This window comes from Pantoea sp. CCBC3-3-1 (assembly GCF_007981265.1).
GTDB lineage: Bacteria > Pseudomonadota > Gammaproteobacteria > Enterobacterales > Enterobacteriaceae > Erwinia.
In genome coordinates this window covers 2,860,756-2,880,926 of sequence record NZ_CP034363.1, presented here as the reverse complement: position 1 = coordinate 2,880,926, position 20,171 = coordinate 2,860,756, and the positions used below count along the sequence as shown (strand labels likewise).

30 protein-coding genes and 1 pseudogene are annotated in these 20,171 nt (G+C 50.0%); 25 read left to right on the top strand and 6 right to left on the bottom strand.

Annotated features, from left to right (window positions below; translation table 11 throughout):
- Nucleotides 1-33: 33 nt before the first annotated feature.
- The 5 genes from EHV07_RS13555 to EHV07_RS13535 form a co-directional block, all read right to left on the bottom strand.
- On the bottom strand, nt 34-282 hold the full coding sequence (locus EHV07_RS13555) for a hypothetical protein (protein WP_147198564.1): 249 nt from the start codon (nt 280-282) through the stop codon (nt 34-36).
- A gap of 390 nt (nt 283-672) precedes the next feature.
- The gene (locus EHV07_RS13550) at nt 673-1,029 is read right to left on the bottom strand and encodes a hypothetical protein (protein ID WP_147198563.1); all 357 of its coding nucleotides are present in this window, start codon (nt 1,027-1,029) and stop codon (nt 673-675) included.
- 158 nt (nt 1,030-1,187) lie between these two features.
- Nucleotides 1,188-1,688 (bottom strand): DUF4411 family protein, encoded by a 501-nt coding sequence (locus EHV07_RS13545; RefSeq protein WP_147198562.1) that lies wholly within the window; start codon nt 1,686-1,688, stop codon nt 1,188-1,190.
- Nucleotides 1,685-2,809, bottom strand: a complete 1,125-nt coding sequence (locus EHV07_RS13540; protein WP_147198561.1) for an ImmA/IrrE family metallo-endopeptidase — start codon at nt 2,807-2,809, stop codon at nt 1,685-1,687. The genes EHV07_RS13545 and EHV07_RS13540 overlap by 4 nt, the downstream gene beginning before the upstream one ends.
- Before the next feature lie 109 nt (nt 2,810-2,918).
- A complete protein-coding gene (locus EHV07_RS13535) occupies nt 2,919-3,626 on the bottom strand; it encodes a LexA family transcriptional regulator (protein ID WP_147198560.1) in 708 nt (235 codons plus the stop codon).
- 101 nt (nt 3,627-3,727) lie between these two features.
- Here EHV07_RS13535 and EHV07_RS13530 point away from each other — a divergent pair, with 101 nt between their 5' ends.
- The 16 genes and pseudogenes from EHV07_RS13530 to EHV07_RS13445 all read left to right on the top strand — a co-directional run bounded on the left by EHV07_RS13530 (nt 3,728) and on the right by EHV07_RS13445 (nt 13,468).
- Nucleotides 3,728-3,931, top strand: coding sequence for a Cro/CI family transcriptional regulator (locus tag EHV07_RS13530; protein WP_147198559.1), 204 nt, complete (start codon nt 3,728-3,730; stop codon nt 3,929-3,931).
- 110 nt (nt 3,932-4,041) lie between these two features.
- Entirely contained in the window at nt 4,042-4,314 is a 273-nt protein-coding gene (locus tag EHV07_RS13525) for a CII family transcriptional regulator (RefSeq protein ID WP_147198558.1), read from the top strand.
- A gap of 34 nt (nt 4,315-4,348) precedes the next feature.
- Nucleotides 4,349-5,179 (top strand): DNA-binding protein, encoded by an 831-nt coding sequence (locus EHV07_RS13520; protein WP_147198557.1) that lies wholly within the window; start codon nt 4,349-4,351, stop codon nt 5,177-5,179.
- A complete protein-coding gene (locus EHV07_RS25190; RefSeq protein ID WP_147198556.1) occupies nt 5,176-6,126 on the top strand; it encodes a replication protein in 951 nt (316 codons plus the stop codon). The genes EHV07_RS13520 and EHV07_RS25190 overlap by 4 nt, the downstream gene beginning before the upstream one ends.
- Nucleotides 6,123-6,815: a replication protein P gene (locus EHV07_RS13510; protein WP_147198555.1), complete on the top strand. Its 693-nt coding sequence runs from the start codon at nt 6,123-6,125 to the stop codon at nt 6,813-6,815. The genes EHV07_RS25190 and EHV07_RS13510 overlap by 4 nt, the downstream gene beginning before the upstream one ends.
- Nucleotides 6,812-7,018 (top strand): hypothetical protein, encoded by a 207-nt coding sequence (locus EHV07_RS13505; RefSeq protein WP_147198554.1) that lies wholly within the window; start codon nt 6,812-6,814, stop codon nt 7,016-7,018. Before EHV07_RS13510 ends, EHV07_RS13505 begins: the two co-directional genes overlap by 4 nt.
- Nucleotides 7,019-7,221: 203 nt before the next feature.
- On the top strand, nt 7,222-7,524 hold the full coding sequence (locus tag EHV07_RS13500) for a hypothetical protein (RefSeq protein WP_147198553.1): 303 nt from the start codon (nt 7,222-7,224) through the stop codon (nt 7,522-7,524).
- Nucleotides 7,525-7,786: 262 nt separating this feature from the next.
- Nucleotides 7,787-8,215 (top strand): YbcN family protein, encoded by a 429-nt coding sequence (locus EHV07_RS13495; protein ID WP_254446244.1) that lies wholly within the window; start codon nt 7,787-7,789, stop codon nt 8,213-8,215.
- A pseudogene (locus EHV07_RS24920) lies at nt 8,212-8,319 on the top strand (adenine methylase); the annotation flags it as partial. The gene EHV07_RS13495 and the pseudogene EHV07_RS24920, both read left to right, overlap by 4 nt.
- Before the next feature lie 278 nt (nt 8,320-8,597).
- A complete protein-coding gene (locus EHV07_RS13480) occupies nt 8,598-8,909 on the top strand; it encodes a hypothetical protein (RefSeq protein WP_147198551.1) in 312 nt (103 codons plus the stop codon).
- Entirely contained in the window at nt 8,902-9,480 is a 579-nt protein-coding gene (locus EHV07_RS13475; protein ID WP_147198550.1) for a recombination protein NinG, read from the top strand. The genes EHV07_RS13480 and EHV07_RS13475 overlap by 8 nt, the downstream gene beginning before the upstream one ends.
- On the top strand, nt 9,477-10,244 hold the full coding sequence (locus tag EHV07_RS13470; RefSeq protein WP_147198549.1) for an antitermination protein: 768 nt from the start codon (nt 9,477-9,479) through the stop codon (nt 10,242-10,244). Before EHV07_RS13475 ends, EHV07_RS13470 begins: the two co-directional genes overlap by 4 nt.
- Before the next feature lie 1,012 nt (nt 10,245-11,256).
- A complete protein-coding gene (locus EHV07_RS13465) occupies nt 11,257-11,610 on the top strand; it encodes a phage holin, lambda family (RefSeq protein ID WP_147198548.1) in 354 nt (117 codons plus the stop codon).
- Nucleotides 11,594-12,019 (top strand): lysozyme, encoded by a 426-nt coding sequence (locus EHV07_RS13460; protein WP_147198547.1) that lies wholly within the window; start codon nt 11,594-11,596, stop codon nt 12,017-12,019. Before EHV07_RS13465 ends, EHV07_RS13460 begins: the two co-directional genes overlap by 17 nt.
- The gene (locus EHV07_RS13455) at nt 12,016-12,450 is read left to right on the top strand and encodes an Rz lytic protein (protein ID WP_147198546.1); all 435 of its coding nucleotides are present in this window, start codon (nt 12,016-12,018) and stop codon (nt 12,448-12,450) included. Before EHV07_RS13460 ends, EHV07_RS13455 begins: the two co-directional genes overlap by 4 nt.
- 442 nt (nt 12,451-12,892) lie before the next feature.
- On the top strand, nt 12,893-13,468 hold the full coding sequence (locus tag EHV07_RS13445; RefSeq protein WP_147198544.1) for a phage antirepressor N-terminal domain-containing protein: 576 nt from the start codon (nt 12,893-12,895) through the stop codon (nt 13,466-13,468).
- Nucleotides 13,469-13,559: 91 nt separating this feature from the next.
- On the opposite strand, the gene EHV07_RS13440 is transcribed toward EHV07_RS13445, so the two are convergent.
- Complete coding sequence (locus EHV07_RS13440) at nt 13,560-13,700, bottom strand: KTSC domain-containing protein (protein WP_254446360.1); 141 nt, start codon at nt 13,698-13,700, stop codon at nt 13,560-13,562.
- 50 nt (nt 13,701-13,750) lie between these two features.
- Here EHV07_RS13440 and EHV07_RS24540 point away from each other — a divergent pair, with 50 nt between their 5' ends.
- From EHV07_RS24540 to EHV07_RS13400, 9 genes are all read left to right on the top strand, one after another.
- The gene (locus EHV07_RS24540) at nt 13,751-13,924 is read left to right on the top strand and encodes a hypothetical protein (RefSeq protein WP_168199628.1); all 174 of its coding nucleotides are present in this window, start codon (nt 13,751-13,753) and stop codon (nt 13,922-13,924) included.
- A gap of 144 nt (nt 13,925-14,068) precedes the next feature.
- A complete protein-coding gene (locus EHV07_RS13435; protein WP_147198543.1) occupies nt 14,069-14,314 on the top strand; it encodes a hypothetical protein in 246 nt (81 codons plus the stop codon).
- A 40-nt stretch (nt 14,315-14,354) separates the two neighbouring features.
- A complete protein-coding gene (locus EHV07_RS13430) occupies nt 14,355-15,278 on the top strand; it encodes a hypothetical protein (RefSeq protein WP_147198542.1) in 924 nt (307 codons plus the stop codon).
- A 360-nt stretch (nt 15,279-15,638) separates the two neighbouring features.
- Nucleotides 15,639-15,800, top strand: a complete 162-nt coding sequence (locus EHV07_RS24780) for a YnfU family zinc-binding protein (RefSeq protein ID WP_147198541.1) — start codon at nt 15,639-15,641, stop codon at nt 15,798-15,800.
- Nucleotides 15,775-16,050, top strand: coding sequence for a helix-turn-helix domain-containing protein (locus tag EHV07_RS25185; RefSeq protein WP_371419640.1), 276 nt, complete (start codon nt 15,775-15,777; stop codon nt 16,048-16,050). Before EHV07_RS24780 ends, EHV07_RS25185 begins: the two co-directional genes overlap by 26 nt.
- A gap of 55 nt (nt 16,051-16,105) precedes the next feature.
- Nucleotides 16,106-16,486 (top strand): HNH endonuclease, encoded by a 381-nt coding sequence (locus EHV07_RS13415; protein ID WP_147198539.1) that lies wholly within the window; start codon nt 16,106-16,108, stop codon nt 16,484-16,486.
- Between the two features lie 174 nt (nt 16,487-16,660).
- Entirely contained in the window at nt 16,661-17,134 is a 474-nt protein-coding gene (locus EHV07_RS13410) for a phage terminase small subunit P27 family (RefSeq protein WP_147198538.1), read from the top strand.
- Nucleotides 17,134-18,864, top strand: a complete 1,731-nt coding sequence (locus EHV07_RS13405; RefSeq protein WP_147198537.1) for a terminase large subunit — start codon at nt 17,134-17,136, stop codon at nt 18,862-18,864. Before EHV07_RS13410 ends, EHV07_RS13405 begins: the two co-directional genes overlap by 1 nt.
- Nucleotides 18,864-20,168 (top strand): phage portal protein, encoded by a 1,305-nt coding sequence (locus EHV07_RS13400; RefSeq protein WP_147198536.1) that lies wholly within the window; start codon nt 18,864-18,866, stop codon nt 20,166-20,168. The genes EHV07_RS13405 and EHV07_RS13400 overlap by 1 nt, the downstream gene beginning before the upstream one ends.
- Nucleotides 20,169-20,171 lie beyond the last annotated feature (3 nt).

The following is a 20,171-nucleotide window of genomic DNA, read 5'->3' as shown; positions in this document are numbered from 1 at the left end:
ATTTCATACCCTTCGGCAGTTTAAGCAACATACTCACCTCGCTGTCACTGTTTCTGTTTTCTTGCGGAACCCGGCGGCGTACAAAGCAACGTCGCCCAAGCATAGATTGTCAGCACTTGGCTGCGGCTTACTGCGCACGCTCGGAGCGTTCACTGCTTTCAGTACTCGATCGGAGCAGCCAGATAGCGCTGCTTCAATCTTGCGTTCAAAACGCTGCTGCCCGGCTTTCTCAGCCCGGTGCGCTGCTGCACGAGCCAGATTCTTTTGCTTATTGCGTGGCATAGAGCCTCCTGTAATTGGCTTAGGTGATGCAGACAGCCGGGCGACTAACCCCGGTCGCGTACTCATTGCCAAGCGCCTCCGCCGAAGAGGTTGGCTTCTGCCTGCATCCCAAAGCCAACTGCACTCTGGTGGGGTGTATCACCCTCAATCCTGATTGTTAAAGAGCAGTAAGTCCGTTTCGTGTCTGCCAGCGTCCGGCTGATGGGAGTTAGTATCACCATTAGTAATTTTATAGTCAACACTAATGGTGATAAATTATTACGGGCGGTGTTGATATTCATGAATTTAAAGGAAATTTAGTTTCAGGAGTTGTATCTAGGGTGGGAGGGGGCTGGGTAGTAGGCACAAAAAACCCGGCGCGGCGGCCGGGTTGATTACAGTTAAGCTTTATTAGCTGGCGTTCTCGCAGCCAGGCTGGCCGCGATCGATAACTTCAGTACCTTCGATAATGTATCCAAACCGGCCAAAGAGGAAGGAGTAGTTGAACTGAGTGACTACTACATCTGATAGAGCAACTGAGCAACGATTCTTCTCAATAGCTCTGTCAATGGCGGTTTTCACGTTAGGAATTCCTAGCGGGAAAATTACCACTGGGGCGGCGTCTTCAGCCTTCACGCGAGCGCCTTTGACGAAGTTATTCGAGTTCAAATTATAGTTTTTAGTACTGGCAACAGTGAGATCTGCTACACGGTTGCTACATCCGGCCAGCGCCATTACTACCGCAGCTAAAGCTAAAATCTTTTTCACTTATATTTTCCTTTGATTGCAATCGGAAATATCTTAACAAATTATTTTATTAAACTCATCAAAAACATTACAAAAACTGACCTGTTTAAAGGCAAATTGCAGGCACAAAAAAGCCCGCTCAGTGGCGGGCTATACGGGGGTGGAGATAATTGCTCTTTTTATAATTCTTTAATGAACCTAATTTGTAAACTTCGCAGTAATTCGTTGGTTCTAATGAAGCTAACACCAAAATGGTCACAAATGTCAGGGATTTTTGGTTTTGGGCTTCCCTTAGCCCTGACTTCATGAGTTACTATAGTTGCAGATAAAGATTTTGCCTTTGCGATTAACCATGGATCAGCAACGCTCAAAAACGGAGCAATGTTATGATTGTCTTTCTTTCTTGACCCATATTCCGTCTGAACATATTTAGCAATATCTGCAAAATTTCTTTGTGTTGCTTCATCGTCGACAGCTGAAAAAAAGATTTTTCTGTCTTTCACCCAGTCATAAATTGGATCATCTCTATGAGCAATTTCATCATAGACATTTTTAATGCTTAACAATTCCCCGGAATAAAATCGCTCAGATAAAAAATCCCAAAAACCCGGGCATATATCCATGCAGTAATATTCATTTTGAGCTTGGATGAAAATGTTTGAGTCGATGATATATGTCAAAGTCCCAATTCCTTCTGAGCGAATTCATTGATTTTGCTTGGTCGAATGCCGGTTAATCTTTGTGCTTCTCTCAAAAGCAACTTGCCTTCTAATGCCTGAGTCACAACAGCTTTAGCAAAGGTTTCGCTAACTCTCCCTTTTTGAGTTCTTGGGTAAGAACCGCCACCACCGGGAGATTTATCATTGATTTTAGCGACGTAAGATACATATTGACTCTCAGTAATAAGGTTTAGAGTCAAAGCTCTTCTTGCAATTACCCACCGGCTAACCTTAAAGAAGCTGGTCAAAGAGTGGATATTCTGTTCCCAATCGGAATCATCTATCCATCTGTCCTTCATTTTATCTTCCGGCACCAGAAATTCAGCGGCAACAGCATTACACAGTTGCTCCTCTCTAGATTTATTGTTGTGGTCTAGATCGCTTATAGCAGATTCGCCGATCATGAGGTGAGCCAACTCATGGATAAGAGTAAATAATTGCGCGGACTTCGCATCATTGTTATTAATAAAAATAACTGGTGCTCTTTCGTCCGCCACGCAGAAACCACGGAAATCTTTTACATTAATGGGCCTATGAGTGTTGTTCTTAACAACCCCATTTTTCATTACTAAAATTCCATTTCTTTCGACTTCTTTAGTTAATTTTGTAAAAAAATCTTCCCATTTTCCACTTTTAGGCGGAATGCTAACTAAAAGCCGGCTTCTTAGTTCTTTTACAAGGATTGTGTAAGGGGTATTTTTGTTGTATTTTCCAACAAGGTCTGCCTTGTCAAGACCAACTTCTGCAGAATATTCTTTATACCAATCAACCTTTATCATCACATCCGTTAAGGTGTCTCTGAGCTCAAGAGAGATGTCAACATCCCTGCTTCCAATGGTGCGTCGGTCAGGTATAGGTAGATTTTCATCAATTGGTTTATCAAGATAAAGACAACCAAAAGGGATATTGGCGATATCTGCGAATTTTTGTGCTTCAGCAAAAGAAACAGGATGAGAGCCGTCTTCCCATTTTTCAATGAGTTCCGGTTTTTTTTTCATTTTTAATGCAACATAGCTTGTAGAAAGATTCGCTCTTTCTCTCGCCCACGTTAACATTTTCCTGTTTATAAAAGCCTGAGCCATAAATCCTCAATACAAAAAAAATGCCTATTACACACTTTCATTCTTGTGCATCACTGATTTGCCGTCAACGAGTTTGTGACTGAAAAGGCTGCAACTCTGCGACTTCATATTACCCAAACGTCTCTTCCGGCCACTGGGCCTTAACCACTTTGCCGATGATGCGAATGCTGTGATCGCAGTCAATCGTCCTGTATGCCGGATTCAGCGGCACCAGATAGCTTATGCCTGAATCAAGGTCATACTTCTTGAAGGTTGCCTCTGAATAGCCGTTAGCAGCTGCCACGCAGAAATCACCTGGCTCAACATTTACGGCCGGATCAACCAGAATAAGCATTCCCTCCGGGAAGCTCGGGCGAACTCCTTGTGGGGCCGTCATAGAGTGCCCCTTAACTTCAAGCCAGAATGCTTTCTCGCTGGCTTTCTTCGTCGTTGGCACCCATGCCTTAGCATCACTGGCCGTGTAGCTGCCGATTTCAGCAAAGGGGCCGGCTTGCACATGCGCAAAGAGTGGATACTCGTATTGTGGCTTCGCAGCTGGCGAACCCTGCAACGATGCGTACATATCTGCAATTTCCGCCGCAATGCTGGGACTAAAATCTTCTACCGAAACACCAAGTATTTTGGCTAGCCTGGCAGCATGGGCCGGGCCGATAGCATTTGAGCCATTCAGCAGTTGCGCTACGCCACTTTGTCCCATACCCATCCGCTCAGCCAGCGTCTCTTGAGACAAGCCAAGAACTTTCTTTTTGTTTTCAAAAATCGCTTTTAACCGGTTGGCATCAGCGATCTGTTCTGGTGTTAAGGGTTTCTTTTTCATACTGCCATTTTATAACCACGAGGAATAATCACCAATCACCGTTAGTGTTGACTATTTCATTACTATTGGTGATAATAAGTTCTGTTTTTAAGGAGACAATCATGGAAAAACTGCCTTTGTCAGTGTTCGTCTCCCGGAACGGGCAAGAGAAGGCCGCTGAGATTTTCAATGTACGTCAAAGCGCCATCAGTAAAGCTCTTTCATCAGGGAGAAATATCACGGTCACCATCTTTGAAAATGGACGGGTGATTGCTGAGGAACTTAAGCCATTCCCCAGCAGCAAGCGTGATATCCAGGCCGCTTAAGCAGTACCGCTCTTTAAACAATCTGGCTGAGGGTGTTTCACCCCAAACAACAACGTGAAGGCTTACGGCCTTCGCACGTAATTAACTATTCAACATAGAAATCATACGAAATGGAAAACGCAAGTAACAGCAAGTTGATTAACCAGGTGGAGACTGAACTCCGATCCCGGCTGACGCACAAGGGCCAACGCGTTCTCGCTGCTGAAGCCGGATGGCATGAATCGAAGGTGAGCCGATTAAACCTGCGCGATATGGCGACGGTTTTCGTGCTGCTGGAAAAGGTATGGGAAACAAGCCTGATAGCTGAGGTTGCCAGGCAGGCAGTTGAGGCGGTGATAGGAAAAGAAAAAGCCCCGAGCTGCGCGAACAGCTTCGAGGCCTGATGCGAAAAGACTGGATCAATTTACAGGAGTAATTATGAGTTCTTTATCACTGCTTTACAAGGCAAAAGACAAAAACGGCACCGAAACGACCGTTAAAAAAACGTTTCTGGTTCCGCTGAGCGAATTATATGTCGAACTTGGCTATAACGTCCGTGAAATCGATCAGGAACATGTCGCAGAATTCCGCGATGCGTTTATCGCTGGTGAGTTTGTGCCGCCTTTGGCGGTCCAGGTAACAGAGCAGGGCGTAAAAGTTATCGACGGCCATCACCGCTATTACGGCGCGAAGATGGCTACCGATGCCGGGCATGAAGTCGCCAGGCTGGAGTGCAAGGATTTTGTTGGGACTGAAGCCGATCGCATCGCGTTTATGGTCACCAGCTCACAGGGTAAGGCGCTGGCCCCACTGGAACGTGCTGCGGCATATCAACGGCTCAGTAATCAGGGCTGGGAACCTGCGGAGATAGCGAAGAAGGTAAAACGCTCAGTGGCGGATGTGAGTTATCACCTCCAGCTGCTGGAATGTGGCGATGGTCTGATCGCAATGGTCAAATCTGGCGAAGTAGCCCCGACAACAGCCGTAGCACTTTCACAGCAACATGGCGCCAGGGCGGAATCAGTGGCGCTGGCCCAGATGGATAAGGCCCGTGCTGCCGGTAAGAAGAAGCTGACCAAGAGCGACGCCATGCCGCAATTCAGCGCCAAGAAAGCCCGGCGTCTGGTAGAGCTGCTGGTGAATGCAAAATTCTTTGACGAAATTTTGGGGCCTCGTTTGGAATTTAGCCCTGATTACTCTGAAGAAATCAACCGCATCCTGGCTGAGTACCGAGCTGGCATCCCAACTAACGGCGGGGGGGCCGCATGAACCTCGCTTATTCCAACGTAACACCATTACGGCCTGATAAGCAGGCCGCTGACAGACCGGAGGCAACCGGTAAGGGGTTTGCCTTGCTGCACAGAAAAATAATGGAACTGCCTTTCTACAGGACGGATTCTGACGCTGTTCACCTGTGGATACACTTCATCCTCTCTGCCAACCATGCACCCGGACCGGTTAATACCGAGTTTGGCGTTATTTTGTGCAGAAGGGGTGAGTTTGTTACAGGGCGGTACACCCTGGCACAGGAAACCGGTATTGACCCGAACCGGATAAAATACCTGCTGCTGAAGTTCGAAAAAATGGGGATGATCAGCAAAGAATCGAACAAGAAATTTTCGAAGATTCTGGTCACAAAATACGATGATTATCAGCAAAAAGTTGTGCCAACAGATTGCCATCAAAGTGCCATCGCAAACCCGCATACAGCAAGGACTGGCGGGGAGGTAGTGCCAACAGATTGCCATCAAAGTGCCACAAACAATATAACATCTAATACTAACGTATTAGATTCTCGTCAGAGAAATCCCCCTCCTGCTGGCCAGCAACCAAAACCGCAACGACCTGATGCAGCCATTCAGTCACCGAAAGGGGACAAGTGGGGCACTGCTGACGACCTGCGCGCGGCGGAGTGGATGTTTGACGTGGTGAAGGGAGTAGCCCCGTCAGCCAGGAAGCCGAACTACACCGCCTGGGCTAATGACATTCGCCTGATGCGTGAGAGAGACGAGAGGCTGCACCGGGATATGTGCGTGCTGTTCAAATGGGCTTGCCAGGACAGTTTCTGGAAGGGCAACGTCCTGTGCCCTGCAACGCTTCGTGAAAAATGGGTGACGCTGGAAGTCAAACGCAGCAAAGCGATATCCGGCACCGACACCCGCAGACCGGTTCTGGACTTCAACAACACTGACTGGGCAGAGGGGTTACAGCTATGAGAAACGTCGTTACCGCCATTCAGAACCGCGACGGCCAGGCGTTGCAGCAGATGCATGCCGTTGAAAAGCCAAGGCAGCAGGTACCTGAGCAGGCGATCCATATTTTCAATGAGCTATTCCACCAGCTGAAAGCGGCTTTCCCGGCACTGATGGTAAATATCAAAACTCAGGATGAGCTGAACGAGCTGCGCCGACAGTGGGTGCTGGCATTTGCCGAGAACGGCATAACCAGTATCGATCAGGTTAACGCCGGTATGAAGCTGGCCCGTCAGCAGGAAACGCCGTTCCTGCCTTCTCCGGGTCAGTTTGTCGCCTGGTGCCGCCAGGGGGAAGCCAGCCGCTATGGCCTGCCGGACGCGGACGAGCTTTACGACATGGTGATGGAGTACAGCGCGCGCCGTGGTTTCTACGACAGCCCGGAAAAATACCCATGGCAGAGCAACGAGTGCTGGCTGATGGTACCCGCTCTGTATTCGCAGATGCGCTCTATGAACCTGACCCCGGCAGAGCTGCGTCAGAAGTGCGTGAAGGAATTGCGCTCAATGGCTAAGCGTCTCGACTCAGGCGAGAAGATTGGCGCGCCGGTCGCGCAGATACCGAAGCTGCATTGCCCTGTGAGCAACGAAAAGGGACTGGATACAATCGCGGAAATCAGGCAGAAGCTTGGCATGCGGAAGGTGAAATCATGAGCAATGTAACGCAGTTGATAATAGAGCCGCCGCTACGGAGCACGGCGCGGAAACTGGCGCTGTCTGTCGTCAATCTCAGCGAAAAGCCGATCCTGACGCTGGCACAAGCACAGGACACAATTCACGCAATGGGCATGCTGGCCCGCGAGGCGCACGATTACATTATTAAGGCCAATTTTGAATCATTCAATATGGGAGGGTAAAATGAATTAATTGAATGAGAATAGTCTGTTTATAGTGATCTGGCCATGAGGGTTTATTTAGTTACATACGTATGGTCAAATTCTGAATATATTAATCTGAGACAATATTGAGGTGAAACAGAAACAAGAATGTGGAATAACTACCATCAAATTTGATGAGTAATTATTTACTGTCTTAAAAGACAGTAATCTTGGGGAACGGAATGCAGATTGAAACTGTTCAGACTGATGAACTGGAAGGCAAGGCTCTGGAATGGGCGGTACTTAAAGCTATCGGTGGAAGCTGGCCCGAAGGCGTTCACAGCACCTGGGATAAGGCCGGATACCTGATAACCAATTTGAACATCTTCCTGAGCAGCGGAGGGCATAAATTTATGTTTATAGCCTACCTTGATGAAAGGGCACCTTCAGTTGGAAGAAGTTTACCAGAGGCTGTCTACCGCGCTGTAGTTCATTCAGTTATGGGAAGTTGGATTTCTGTGCCAGTATCTTTACTGAAAACTTAAATAACCATAGTGGCACCTGTTATCAATAGAATAATAGGTCCAAATTTTAATGGAGATAAATATGATAGCTGAAATTTCGTCGTTGAATTTACGCAATGACTATCTGGAGGACGTCAAGTGTGCTTTGCTTTTATTGAAAGTGTTCAATATTGAAGGCGGGCATAGTGACCAGGTAATTAATGAGGTGCTTCTAAAAGCAGAAGATAGCTTAAATAAACATTTGGAGACAGCTAACCGGAGGTGATCCGTGCAGGACTTCTGTTTGCACAAATCAACCCTGGACCAGTTCACTCAACACATTTTCGACCTCGTATCATCCGGCAAACGCTGGCGCATCAAAATCACAGAATGGCGTGATCAACGCAGTATCCCTCAGAATTCCCTACAACACTTGTGGTACGCAGAGTTGAGCGCTTATTTGATTAAGCGCGGTAAGCCTTTTGCATCTCCTGAATGGGTCAAGGATGCTATGAAACACACCTATCTGGGATACGAAGAGCGCGAGATGGTCGACGTGGTAACAGGTGGACGAACTCAGGTACAGACGCTACGGCATACGGCAGACCTCGACACGGGCGACATGCATCACTACCTCACACAGGTGGAGGCATGGGCGCTAAACGTGGGATGCAGGCTGACGGTTCCGGCCGATAGCGAATACAACCAACTCAGACAAAAGCAAGTGGCGTGATGAAAAAATACACCCTAATTTATGCAGATCCGCCGTGGACTTATCGCGATAAAGCCAATGATGGCGCGCGCGGAGCTGGCCACAAATACCAGACCATGACCCTGTAGGCACCCCCACCGCCGAAGAACTCCTTTCCCGCTACACGGCTCGCAAAATTCAGACTAAAAAGACGCTCGCTACCGATCCGCGCCTCTGGCTGGTCAGTGCGCTGCTGCCTGAATCACGTGATGAGCCGAAAGTGAGCAGGACCTATCAACACAAAATGTGAAGCTGATATGGAAAACAAGTTATGCGCTAAATGCGCCATACCTCTATCATCTTATAAAGCACATCTGTGCAACGTCCTTTTGAATCACCAATCCCACTGGCTATGGAGATGACGATGAGTGAATTAAAAGCTGGTGGACTGGCGCTAGTGACTGGAGCATTCACGATTGCCGGAAGTATTAATATTGGGAAGGTTGTTACCGTCGAGTTTCTCCTTTCAGATGGTGAAAAATATGTAGCACCCAACGGAAAAGCTTACCATTGTATCTCAACTGGCATTGCTGCGGTAATTACCGGAGGCAGAGTCTACAACGTTGTTACCAAAAAAAATGGCTGGGCACAGGTAAGCTGCAAGCACTTGCATCCTATTGACCGACCTGATGGTGATAAAATTATCGAATTACACAGGGAGCTAATGCATGGCTAAAGGCATTAAGCCGCCGAAGCCGAAAAAGTGCCGTGTCTGCTCTGAGAAGTTTTCTCCCCGTAATAGTCTGCAAACCGTCTGCTCCCCCAAATGTGCAATCCATCTCACAAACCAGCTATCCGATCGCAAGCAAAAGCGCCAGGAGAAAGCGGAACGCGCGGCGTGGAATAAGCGCAAGGCCGATGTGAAGCCGTTAAGCCACTGGATGAACATGACTCAACGTGCATTCAACGACTATATCCGGGCGCGGGACGGGGAAATTTGCATCAGCTGTGGGAGAACGATGGCGATCGCTTATCACGCCGGGCATTACCGGACAACGGCGGCGGCATCACAGCTCAGGTTCAACGAAGACAACGTCCACAGTCAGTGCTCAGCGTGCAATACGCATCACTCCGGGAATATTGGGCCATATCGCATCAACCTTATCGAAAAAATCGGCCTCCATCGAGTCGTAGCGCTCGAATCTAATAACAACCCTCACCGATACACCCGCGAAGAACTGGACGCCATCAGAGCGCGTTACAGGGCTTTGCTTCGTGAACTTATTAAGCAAAGAGAGGCAGTATGAACCTTGAAAGCGCTATTAAATTTCATTCACCAAAATCACCTCAATTCACTGATTCACCACGCGCAACCGCCTCTGAAGCTCTAACGGGCGCGGATGTTATGGCTGCAATGGGAATGGCTCAGAATCGCGCTGAAATGGGCTACAGCGCGTTTCTGGGAAAGATGGGAATCAGTAAGCAGGAAAGCGATCGGGCGATCAATCTGTTAACGAAATATGCTCTTGAAACCTGCGACAGGGTTGCAGCCCTGCGCAAACTCGAAAGTGATATTAAACCAGCGGTCGTGCAAGTGCTCGCAACTTATGCTTACCTGGATTATTGCCGCAGTGCTGCCAGCGTTAAACCGTGTGATTGGTGTTCCGGGGTTGGCTTCATTGAAGCGGAGATATTCACAATAAAATCCCCGTTGGCGGGCGGCGTCAGGCGCAATATCCGGGAGGTAGTACGGGTGAGGTGTAAGCCATGCGATGGGCGTGGCATCGTATCTGCGGCCTGTAATGACTGTTCCGGGCGCGGTAAAGCCCTGGACAGAAAGAAAACTAAAGCCCAGGGCGTTCCTGTTATGGGCGATTGCAAACGATGCTCCGGTCGAGGTTATGAGCGTATACCTTCCACAGACGCCCACCGGGCAGTCTGCGAGGTTACTGATTTGCTCAGCCTGGACACTTGGAAGAAAAGCGTTAAGCCTTTTTACGACTCGTTGATTGGCAAGCTGGAGGTTGAGGAAGCGTGGGCAAATAGCGCTTTGCGCAAGGTGACTGCATAGCACTCTACATAATTGTTCGTTATTTTATCGCGAGCTATTTACTTTTCCCGAAGCTGTGGTAAATTCGCTCTAACGATGGCAGTTGTGCATCCGTTAAGAAATTTAAGCCCTGGCCTAACTGCCGGGGCTTTTTTGTTTCTGAAAGCATCCAGTTTATGATGTTGCCATCAGAGCAATGCTTTTTATTATGGCGATGTGCTTAGCGCAAAAAAAGCGCCATTCGTTTCCAGAAAGGCGCGAGAAATACAAATCTAACAAGATATCAGCCATCTTTCATAAGCTGACTTTTAAAATATAGACCTTTCTGGTTAAGCATGTGTTCATTAAAGGCAATTTAACTTTCTTTAGGACAGTTCTGCCTCTGAGAAGGCCTGCTGATGCGGGTTTTTTATTACTGGCCCTGTTTTATTGTACTACACTGGCACCAGTGGTGAATCCCCCTGTGCGGCGGGGCGTATCAGTTACCGTTCTACTGAATGGCATTAGTAAACAAGTCACGCAAACTTCTGAACTGGGAAGTTTACCGGGAGGCACCCGGCACCACATTATCAGCCAAATCAAAGTTACGGGTGGCTTTCAAAGATGCTCACCTGAGGTGTTTAAAGAAAATGGCTGGTCTGGACTGTGCTTTAGCACAGTTGATGATATCTCTTGTGCCAGGCAGAATGCTTATAGTTTAAGTGTTGTAACCAATGGTAGTAATCGACAAAAAGTATTATCTCTTTCGTGCTCTGAGTGAGAGGATGGAAAGGTGAAAAAAATATCCCCACTTCATTAGTCATTGAAGACAGCTTGGGTGAAGCGGGGGAGCCAATATGGCCAACACCAGGGAATACCCATAATAATAATGTAGAAAATAAAAAAATAAAATTTTTTTGATTCAGAAAGCCCGCGCCTGCGGGCTTTTTTTGTGTCTGCGATTTGTATCCTCAAAACCAGCCTTAAGATTTTCCTCCTACTTTCAAAAAATTAACTAAAAGCCGCCGTCCTGCTGACGGCAGGAATCAAATGTATGCCGCCAGAAAAGGATCCGGGCTTTTGGGCCAGCGTACTGCTGTGGCTCTACAGCCACAAAACAGAATGGGGATATGCCGGAGTAGCAGGCATGTTTTCACTACTACGCAGTGCTTATGCAAAAAGCTCCTGGAGTAAACGAGTACTGGATGCTGTTTCATGCAGCGCCCTGGCATTCTTTGCCGCACCCACGCTTCAGGTAATTGGCGCATTACTCAACTGGAACGTACCGGACGCGGCCGCGCAGGTGTTCGCGATCTATATCGGCTATATCGGCAACGACTACATCAGCGCCAGGCTTCACAGCTGGATAGCCACGAAGACGGGAGGCACGAATGAAAATCAGCAATAACGGCATTAACCTGATCAAGAAATTCGAAGGCCTTGAGCTGAAAGCTTACAAAGACAGCGTGGGCATCCTTACTATTGGCTATGGCCACACTCACGGCGTTAAGGCTGGTGACGTAATCACCGGCCAGCAGGCAGATGCATTTCTGCGTGAGGATGTGCACGTTGCAGAGCTGGCGGTTAACGCCAACGTGAAGGTTAAACTGACACAGGGCCAGTTTGATGCGCTGGTGTCGTTCATCTTCAATCTTGGCGCGGGCAACTTCGTTAAATCCACGCTGCTGAAGAAACTCAACGCGGGCGATTACGCCGGTGCGGCTGATGAGTTCGGCAAATGGGTTAATGCGGGTGGAAAGCTGCTGCCCGGCCTGGTTAAACGGCGTGCTGCTGAACGTGAGGCCTTTAACTCATGAACCCGCTAACGCTAATCAAAAACTTTGGTCCGGCCATCGTTATCGGCCTTATCTGCCTGGCGCTCTGGATGCTGAACGCTCGCAGCTCACAGCTTGAGGCAACCAATCAGCGCCTTGAGCAGCTGGCTAACAGCAAAGACGACCAGATTAACGATCTGCGTTCTAAAAACGATGGGCTGGCGGCAAGTATTGGCGACTTAGTTAAAGCTGTTAAGCAGCAGAACGACGTTGTGTCACAAGTTATAGAGCAACGTGCAGTAACAGCACAGCAAAACAGGAAGCTACAGAGTGAAATTGAACTTTATCTTGCGGCAAATAAGTGTGCTGCCTCTGCTGTTCCCGCTAATGCTGCTGACCGGTTGCGCGAAGCAGCAAAATCCGCTGGTGGAGTACCGGACAATCAGCCAGCCAAAGCTTCCGATCCCCGCTGAGTTAACCAGCCCGATTGATGCACCGACGGTGCCGGACAATATGACATTCGGCCAGGCGGTTGAGCTGTCCGCAGAACTGTACGGCGTTATTGAGCAAGCCAACATCGACCGGGCAGCCATACGGCGACTTCAGAAATAAAATATCCATCGCCGGATATTCATATTGAGCCGGGCAAGAAACTGCGCTAAATTCTCCAAAGATGAAGAGCTATGCCCATTCGGGTCTGGCTCTTTTTTTGTGCCCAAAATCAGCTCTGACAGTTCATTCTGCCAGGGCTTTTTTGTGCCCGCAGTAAACGCGCGCACCGCAATGCGCTTCCAACCAAACCGAATCCGATCCCTTTGAAATGAGCCTTTGAGGAAGTCAGTTTAGTGCTGGCGAGCCTTCGGTGGGCTGATTTCCATTGCGGCAAAGGTTCATCTCAAAGAAAGGAAATACGCAATGCAATATCCAGTAATCAGCGAAGTAGAATTCCATGGTGATCGCCTTACCACTGTTCGGGAGGGGGGTATTGATTATGTGGCGATGAAACCAGTTGTCGAAAGTATTGGCTTGGATTGGGCTTCCCAGACAGTAAAACTGAATAAAGACCGAGAGAAGTATGGGTGTTGTGATATCGCAATACCTTCAAGGGGCGGAATTCAAAACATGCTCTGCATCCCTATTCGCAAGTTAAATGGCTGGCTCTTCAGCATTAACCCGTCCAGGGTGAAAGCCTCCATTCGGGGAAAACTGGTCGAATATCAGGAGGAGTGCTTTGCCGTCCTGCATGACTACTGGACTAAAGGCGTGGTAATTAACCCCCGCAAGCAAAGCATCATGGAGGAACTGAACCAAGCCTGCGCCGACATGAAACATGACAAGAGAATCGCCAGCATGTTTGGCACTGGACTCAATGAGTGGAAAGGCGTTAAAGCTGGGCATGTATCAAAGATCAGATCCCTGGTGAACGAAGCTAACGAGCTGATCAGCTACGTGCTCGCCGAGACAGGAAAGGGGAAGATCACTCGAACATGAGCAAATTAGGAGGCTCTGGAATTGGAGCCTCCTACCAGAGAGCCACTTTCACAACGGCTCTCAGAAAAGCGGGGCCATGCCCCGCAAGTAATTATCCTACCTTACGATAAGAATAAACATTTTTGATGTGTAAATGAAAATACTGCCCCTTTGAGGGGGCAGAAAGCAGGCCCTGATGAATGCTGGCGGGTACCCCACTGTACTGATATATGCCACCGTTATGAAAGGCAATCTCAAGGATGCTTGAGGAAGCATCGTAACCTACTGACTGAAGGTTTGAAGATGAAACAGGTTGACGATTTAATTATGGACTCTCCATTTTATGGCAAAAGCGCCAAAGAGATATTAGAACATTTTAAGAGTTACAGATTTGTAGACGATCATGGTCACCATCTTGAGCTATGCAAGGATTTTACTGAGCTGGTAAATCTGGCTGCACAAGCCAGAGCTGAGTGACCATCACAAGGCCCATTTGCGAGTGGGCCTGATGATGAATCCACCGGCAAGGGATAACGGTTAGCCACGCTGTGAAGTGTCGCGAAGCTGGCAAGGATTGAAAGGGATGCTTTACTGTTAATACCGTCCAAGTGGAGATGCGTTATGAAACAGTCAAAGCTCGCAGAATATTTAGAACTTACCGATGAAGAACTGGAAGAGATGGGTTTGGATGAGGACGATATCTATCCGGATGAAGGCAACTCTGGTGAGATGATTTATTCATACTATTTTAACGTGCCTGAAAATACTCCAGATCACATATTGGCAAAGAAAGGCTGGTCTTTGGGTCAGCGTGTAGAGATAGATTTAAGTTATTTTGATGATCAAGAACAGCCGCATGAAGAATAATTAAGTAAGCCGCCTCCGGGCGGTTTTTATTGGAACTAATATGATCACAACCCCGAATGCTCCGGTAATCGGGGCGAAATCATTCAGCGGTATCTGGGTGCCAGGCGCGATAAGCATAGGCAAGGCGGTTAAGGCTGGCATTAAAGCTATCGACCTGACAGCGCAAGCGCTGGATAGCCGCGTTGCATATAGTGGTCCATCTCATCTCTACTGGGATGCATCCGGTAGACTCGCTACCTCTGCTGCTAACGAATGGCCTCTCGAATACCAAAGTGGCGTAATCATCGGCAGGCATCAGCCGGAGCCGGCCAGTACCAATATCCAGGTAAATAACCGCGCAACAGCGGTATCTGGCAATGTGGCTAAGTCCAGTGATTACACGCTGATGCCAGACCCGACCGGTGCGCCTGACGGTGGAGCGATCGGCCAGGTGCCAAACACAGCGCCTTACTTTATGGTGACTCAGGATAACGGCAATGTTCAGCTGGTCCCGCTGACGCACTACGCGCTAACGGATAAGTGGACACGCTTCACTTTCCCGGTGACGCCAACCCAGGCGAGCCGATGCCGGATATGGGTAGGCCGCAATGGTGATGACCCATCAGGCAACCCGTTCCTGTTTCTTACTCAGTCGGCAAACATCGCTGTAGCGAATTACGTGTTCTCATGGTTCGCCAGGGCAAGCAGAGACGGCAGCAACTTCCCGGCAGGTATCGGCATGATAGAGACCGGGAACTATCCATACGCCACGTCGCCGATCATTACTGAATCATCATCAACTGTTACCCGCGCTGCTTCATCTGTAACTGTCCAGAGAGACGGTAACGCCAGCGGCATCAGGATTCACTTTAGCGACAACACCAACACCACTATTTCATTTAACGGTGCCGCATCGGTAACCGTCCCGTTTGCTACTACTCACTGGGGCGAGAGATACATGACGCGCATTGAGTACGAGGCATAACGATGGCAACCGAGACAATCACACTCAACGATAGCGAATACATCCAGATCACCGATGGTACCAATAACGCTTATATGACCGTTGTAAGCTGGCCTGGCTTCTCTGAGGTGTGCTGGTCGGATTCACCGTCAAAGCCTGCTGTTAACGCACCTGCGCACGATGAGACAGGGAAGATAGGGTTCACTGCACCTTTGCATGTATGGGCAAAGGCCAAGAGAGGTAGCGCTCTGATAAGCATAACCCGCTGGAGCTCGTAGGCTCTAAGGATAATCGGCTAAAGTCACACAAATGAAAAGTATTTAGTATAAATAATATACAGGGTGGTACGATTAGTCTCATTCATAAAAAAGGTTAGATACCATGTCTTATTTTAGCCGGGTAATGGATCAAATCTCGAAAATCACCTCTGACGCTATGTGCCCTGTTTGCAGGAAAAAATCAAAGCAATCCATTACCAAAATATCCAGAGAAGAGGTAGTGGTTTGCCCTCACTGCCATGCCAGGTTCATTGTTCATGCGTAGCCTTAAGCATCCCGAGGCCGAGATAAGAGCGAACACGTCTCTTTTCACCTGTTTTGGGAAAAAGGTTAAATATTACAGGGAAGTCAGGCATATCAGCCAGGAAACTCTGGGTGGAAATGCTCATCTGGACAGAAGCTACATAAGCAATATTGAATGCGGTAAATGTAATCCTTCACTTTTGACAATGAGCAAGATTGCAGGGGCACTAAACGTAACTATAAGTGAGCTGATCTGCATGTCTGTGAACTGAATTAAAAGCCTTTGTTACGTTGACCGCCTTCGGGCGGCTTTTTATTGGAGCCAGCATGCCATCAGCAATCCCCCGTTCATGTCGAAAACTTGGTTGTCCTAAGACAACAACGGATCGCGCCGGCTATTGTGATGATCATCGCAATGAAGGCTGGCAACAGCATCAGCGCGGGCAGAGCAGGCACCAGAGAGGATACGGTAGTAAGTGGGACATCATCCGTGCCCGCATCCTGAAGCGTGACCGGCACATCTGCCAGCAATGCATTAAGGGTGGAAAGCCTGTACCGGCATCTACAGTAGACCACATCAAACCCAAAGCTCACGGTGGCACTGACGATGACTGCAACCTGCAATCGTTGTGCTGGCCGTGTCACAAGGCTAAGACGGCGACAGAGAGAAGTCGTCAGGGCCCCCATCAGCAACCTAGTGAAATGTAAAGAAATGGCATCAAATGAGAGTCATTCTCATCAAGTCAACCGAGGGGGAGGGCGGGTCAGGAGTTCAGAGCCTGCGCCCCAAAGGACCGCCGCCTAAGTTTTTCTCGCATCGCCGCAGGTTAGAAACCTTTTTTATGGGTACCCCCAAGGTACCACTCTCAGTGGAGTTTCCCCATGCCCGGACCACCGAAAACCCCGTCACACCTGGTTTTGGTGAGGGGGAACCCATCTAAGCGACCGGTAAACCAGAATGAACCTAAGCCAGAGAAAGGGGTACCCAATACTCCGAAGCATCTCGACAAAATGGGCAAGTACTGGTTCCAGCAGATTGCTCAGGAGCTTGACGGTATCGGCGTGCTTACTCAGCTCGACGGAAAAGCGCTTGAGCTGCTGATAGAAGCCTATACCGAATATCGCCGCCATTGCGAAACGCTCGATACGGAAGGTTATACGTACCGGGTGGAGACACAAACCGGCGACGTAATGATAAAAGCGCATCCGGCAGCTGCGATGAAATCAGATGCCTGGAAGCGCATTCGCGCCATGCTGTCAGAGTTCGGTATGACCCCTGCCTCGCGCAGCAAAGTTAATGCTGGTGGTCCTGATAAGGTCGATCCGCTGGAAGAATTCCTGAAAGCGAGGGACTGATGGCAAAGGTTGCAGACGGCATCCGCTACGCAGAGCGCGTGATAAGCGGCGAAATCGTTGCGTGCAAATATGTGAAGCAGGCCTGCGCCCGGTTCCTGGACGATCTACAGGTCGGCGAACAGCGCAACGTTTTCTTCAGCGAAAGCCGCGCGCAGCACATCCTCAATTTTTATAAATTTGTGCCGCATGTCAAAGGCGATCTGGCCGGTAAGCCGATTGACCTGATGGACTGGCACATCTTTATCCTGATTAACATTTTTGGCTTCGTCGTGCCGCAGATAAACGAGCTGACGGGCGAGCAGGTGCTGAACAGTAAGGGCAAGCCGGTAATGGTGCGCCGTTTCCGCACGGCCTATAACGAGGTGGCGCGTAAAAATGCCAAATCAACGCTCTCCTCCGGCATCGGCCTGTATATGGCGGGTGCAGACGGGGAAGGCGGGGCCGAGGTATATTCCGCCGCCACCACGCGGGACCAGGCGCGCATCGTTTTTAACGATGCAGTGAACATGATTAAGCAGTCCCGCGCCGCGCTGGGCAGACTGTTCGATTACAACAAGCTGGCAATTTTTCAGGAGCGCACCGCCTCAAAGTTTGAGCCGCTCTCCAGTGATGCCAATAACCTCGATGGCCTGAATATCCACTGCGCGATCGTTGATGAGCTGCACGCGCACCGCACCCGCGACGTGTGGGACGTACTGGAAACCGCAACCGGCGCCCGCTCGCAGTCCCTGCTGTTTGCCATTACCACCGCAGGCTTTAACCGTGAGGGCATCTGTTACGAGCTGCGCGATTACGCGGTGAAGGTGCTGAGCGGCGTGGTGGATGACGACACCTTTTTCGGGATCATCTTTACCCTGGACGAGGGCGACGAGCCTTTCGACGAAAAAGTGTGGCAGAAGGCCAATCCGGGCCTGGGCATCTGTAAGCGCTGGGACGACCTGCGCCGCCTGGCGAAAAAGGCACAGGAGCAGGTTTCCGCCCGCAACAACTTTTTCACCAAGCATCTCAATATCTGGGTCAGCGCCGAGTCGGCGTGGATGGATATGGTGAAGTGGGAGGAATGCTCACCGCTGGCGCCGGTGCACGAGCTGAAAACGTACCCGATGTGGGTCGGCGTGGATCTGGCAAACAAGATTGATATCTGCGCGGCAGTGAAAGTCTGGCGGGCGCCAGCGGGGCACGTGCATGCAGACTTTATGTTCTGGCTCCCTGAGGGGCGTCTGGATCGCTGCTCCCGACAGATGGGCGAGCTGTACCAGAAATGGCGCGACAGCGGCCACCTGACGCTGACGGACGGTGACGTTGTGGATCACGCCGTTATCAAAGAAGACCTGCTGAAGTGGATCGCCGGTGAAAACCTGCGGGAAATCGGTTTTGACCCGTGGGGGGCAACTCAATTCAGCCTCTCACTGGCGGAAGAGGGCGTGCCGATGGTGGAGGTGGCGCAGACTGTGCGCAATCTGTCCGAAGCCATGAAGGAAACGGAGGCGCTGGCCTACGCCGGGCGCCTGCACCACAACAATCATCCGGTCATGACCTGGATGATGAGCAACGTTACCGCAAAGACCGACAAAAACGACAACGTGTTTCCCAATAAATCGACGCCAGAGGCAAAAATAGACGGCCCGGTCGCCATGTTTACCGGGCTCAGTCGTCTGATCCTCAACGGCGGAGAAGAGCCGCAGGACTTAAGCGGCTTCTTTGATAATCCGATAATGGTAGGTTTCTGATGAAAGAGAACAAACAGCCCGGCAAGGTGAAAAGCGCGCTGCTGAACTGGCTGGGCGTACCGATCGGACTGACTACCGGTACGTTCTGGCAGGAATGGATGGGCCTCAGCAGCAGCGGAAAGGTGGTATCGACTGACAAAGCGATGCACCTGTCCGCCGTCTGGGCCTGCGTCCGGCTGCTGAGCGAGTCCGTTTCCACGCTGCCGCTGAAGATTTACGAGCGCCAGCCGGACGGATCACGCAAGCCAGCCACGTCGCATCCGGCCTATCAGGTGCTGTGCCGCCGCCCGAATATCGAAATGACGCCGTCGCGTTTCATGCTGATGGTGGTTGCCAGCATCTGCCTGCGCGGCAATGCGTTTGTCGAAAAAAAGATGATCGGCAATCGTATGGTGTCGCTGGTGCCGCTGCTGCCACAAAACATGGTTGTAAAGCGGCTGGATAACGGCAATCTGGAATACACCTATACCGAGGTGCAGACGCAGCGCGTCATTCCGGTAAAGAACCTGATGCACATTCGCGGCTTTGGCCTGGATGGCGTCTGCGGCATGATGCCGATGATGGCCGGGCGTGACGTGATCGGCTCCGCAATGGCTGTTGAGGAGTCGGCGGCCAAGATATTTGAGAACGGGCTGCAAAGCTCCGGATTTCTGTCAGCAGAGCAGGCGCTGGATAAAGATCAGCGCGAGCGGTTACGCGGCTACATGCAGGCATTCACCGGATCCAAAAACGCCGGAAAGATTATGGTACTGGAAGGCGGGCTGAAATATCAGAACGTCACCATGAATCCCGAAGCCGCCCAGATGCTGGAATCGCGCGCATTCAGCATTGAGGAAATCTGCCGCTGGTTCCGCGTGCCGCCGTTTATGGTCGGTCATGCCGATAAGCAGAGTAGCTGGGCTTCAAGCGTTGAGGGCATGAACCTCCAGTTTCTGACTAACACGCTGCGCCCGCTGCTGGTGAATATTGAGCAGGAGATTTCGCGCTGCCTGCTGGACGGTGACGAAGACCTTTTCGCGGAATTCTCTGTTGAAGGCCTGCTGCGTGCCGACAGCGCCGGGCGCGCCGCGTACTACACTACCGCGCTGCAAAATGGCTGGATGTCGCGTAATGACGTGCGCCGCCTTGAGAACATGCCGCCGATTGAAGGTGGTGAGCTTTATACCGTCCAGTTGAACCTTACCCCGCTGGAAGACCTGAAAGCCAACGGCCAGGCCGCTCAGGCCGCGCAGCTGCGGAAGCTACATAACCATATTTTCCCCGACATACCTTTTGAGCAATCCCCGCTGAAACAGGCGGCCTAGGAG

Bases quoted from the DNA above. Each gene is read 5' to 3' on its own strand.
- EHV07_RS13405 (WP_147198537.1), top strand. From the start codon at position 17,134: ATGGCAAAGGTTGCAGACGGCATCCGCTACGCAGAGCGCGTGATAAGC.
- EHV07_RS25190 (WP_147198556.1), top strand. From the start codon at position 5,176: ATGAACCTCGCTTATTCCAACGTAACACCATTACGGCCTGATAAGCAG.
- EHV07_RS13475 (WP_147198550.1), top strand. From the start codon at position 8,902: ATGGCTAAAGGCATTAAGCCGCCGAAGCCGAAAAAGTGCCGTGTCTGC.
- EHV07_RS13555 (WP_147198564.1), bottom strand. From the start codon at position 282: ATGCCACGCAATAAGCAAAAGAATCTGGCTCGTGCAGCAGCGCACCGG.
- EHV07_RS13435 (WP_147198543.1), top strand. From the start codon at position 14,069: ATGAAACAGTCAAAGCTCGCAGAATATTTAGAACTTACCGATGAAGAA.
- EHV07_RS24540 (WP_168199628.1), top strand. From the start codon at position 13,751: ATGAAACAGGTTGACGATTTAATTATGGACTCTCCATTTTATGGCAAA.
- EHV07_RS13470 (WP_147198549.1), top strand. From the start codon at position 9,477: ATGAACCTTGAAAGCGCTATTAAATTTCATTCACCAAAATCACCTCAA.
- EHV07_RS13500 (WP_147198553.1), top strand. From the start codon at position 7,222: ATGCAGATTGAAACTGTTCAGACTGATGAACTGGAAGGCAAGGCTCTG.
- EHV07_RS13510 (WP_147198555.1), top strand. From the start codon at position 6,123: ATGAGAAACGTCGTTACCGCCATTCAGAACCGCGACGGCCAGGCGTTG.
- EHV07_RS13520 (WP_147198557.1), top strand. From the start codon at position 4,349: ATGAGTTCTTTATCACTGCTTTACAAGGCAAAAGACAAAAACGGCACC.
- EHV07_RS24780 (WP_147198541.1), top strand. From the start codon at position 15,639: ATGTCTTATTTTAGCCGGGTAATGGATCAAATCTCGAAAATCACCTCT.
- EHV07_RS13505 (WP_147198554.1), top strand. From the start codon at position 6,812: ATGAGCAATGTAACGCAGTTGATAATAGAGCCGCCGCTACGGAGCACG.
- EHV07_RS13480 (WP_147198551.1), top strand. From the start codon at position 8,598: ATGAGTGAATTAAAAGCTGGTGGACTGGCGCTAGTGACTGGAGCATTC.
- EHV07_RS13530 (WP_147198559.1), top strand. From the start codon at position 3,728: ATGGAAAAACTGCCTTTGTCAGTGTTCGTCTCCCGGAACGGGCAAGAG.
- EHV07_RS13415 (WP_147198539.1), top strand. From the start codon at position 16,106: ATGCCATCAGCAATCCCCCGTTCATGTCGAAAACTTGGTTGTCCTAAG.
- EHV07_RS13400 (WP_147198536.1), top strand. From the start codon at position 18,864: ATGAAAGAGAACAAACAGCCCGGCAAGGTGAAAAGCGCGCTGCTGAAC.
- EHV07_RS13430 (WP_147198542.1), top strand. From the start codon at position 14,355: ATGATCACAACCCCGAATGCTCCGGTAATCGGGGCGAAATCATTCAGC.
- EHV07_RS13535 (WP_147198560.1), bottom strand. From the start codon at position 3,626: ATGAAAAAGAAACCCTTAACACCAGAACAGATCGCTGATGCCAACCGG.
- EHV07_RS13460 (WP_147198547.1), top strand. From the start codon at position 11,594: ATGAAAATCAGCAATAACGGCATTAACCTGATCAAGAAATTCGAAGGC.
- EHV07_RS13445 (WP_147198544.1), top strand. From the start codon at position 12,893: ATGCAATATCCAGTAATCAGCGAAGTAGAATTCCATGGTGATCGCCTT.
- EHV07_RS13455 (WP_147198546.1), top strand. From the start codon at position 12,016: ATGAACCCGCTAACGCTAATCAAAAACTTTGGTCCGGCCATCGTTATC.
- EHV07_RS13540 (WP_147198561.1), bottom strand. From the start codon at position 2,809: ATGGCTCAGGCTTTTATAAACAGGAAAATGTTAACGTGGGCGAGAGAA.
- EHV07_RS13410 (WP_147198538.1), top strand. From the start codon at position 16,661: ATGCCCGGACCACCGAAAACCCCGTCACACCTGGTTTTGGTGAGGGGG.
- EHV07_RS13465 (WP_147198548.1), top strand. From the start codon at position 11,257: ATGCCGCCAGAAAAGGATCCGGGCTTTTGGGCCAGCGTACTGCTGTGG.
- EHV07_RS13525 (WP_147198558.1), top strand. From the start codon at position 4,042: ATGGAAAACGCAAGTAACAGCAAGTTGATTAACCAGGTGGAGACTGAA.
- EHV07_RS25185 (WP_371419640.1), top strand. From the start codon at position 15,775: ATGCCAGGTTCATTGTTCATGCGTAGCCTTAAGCATCCCGAGGCCGAG.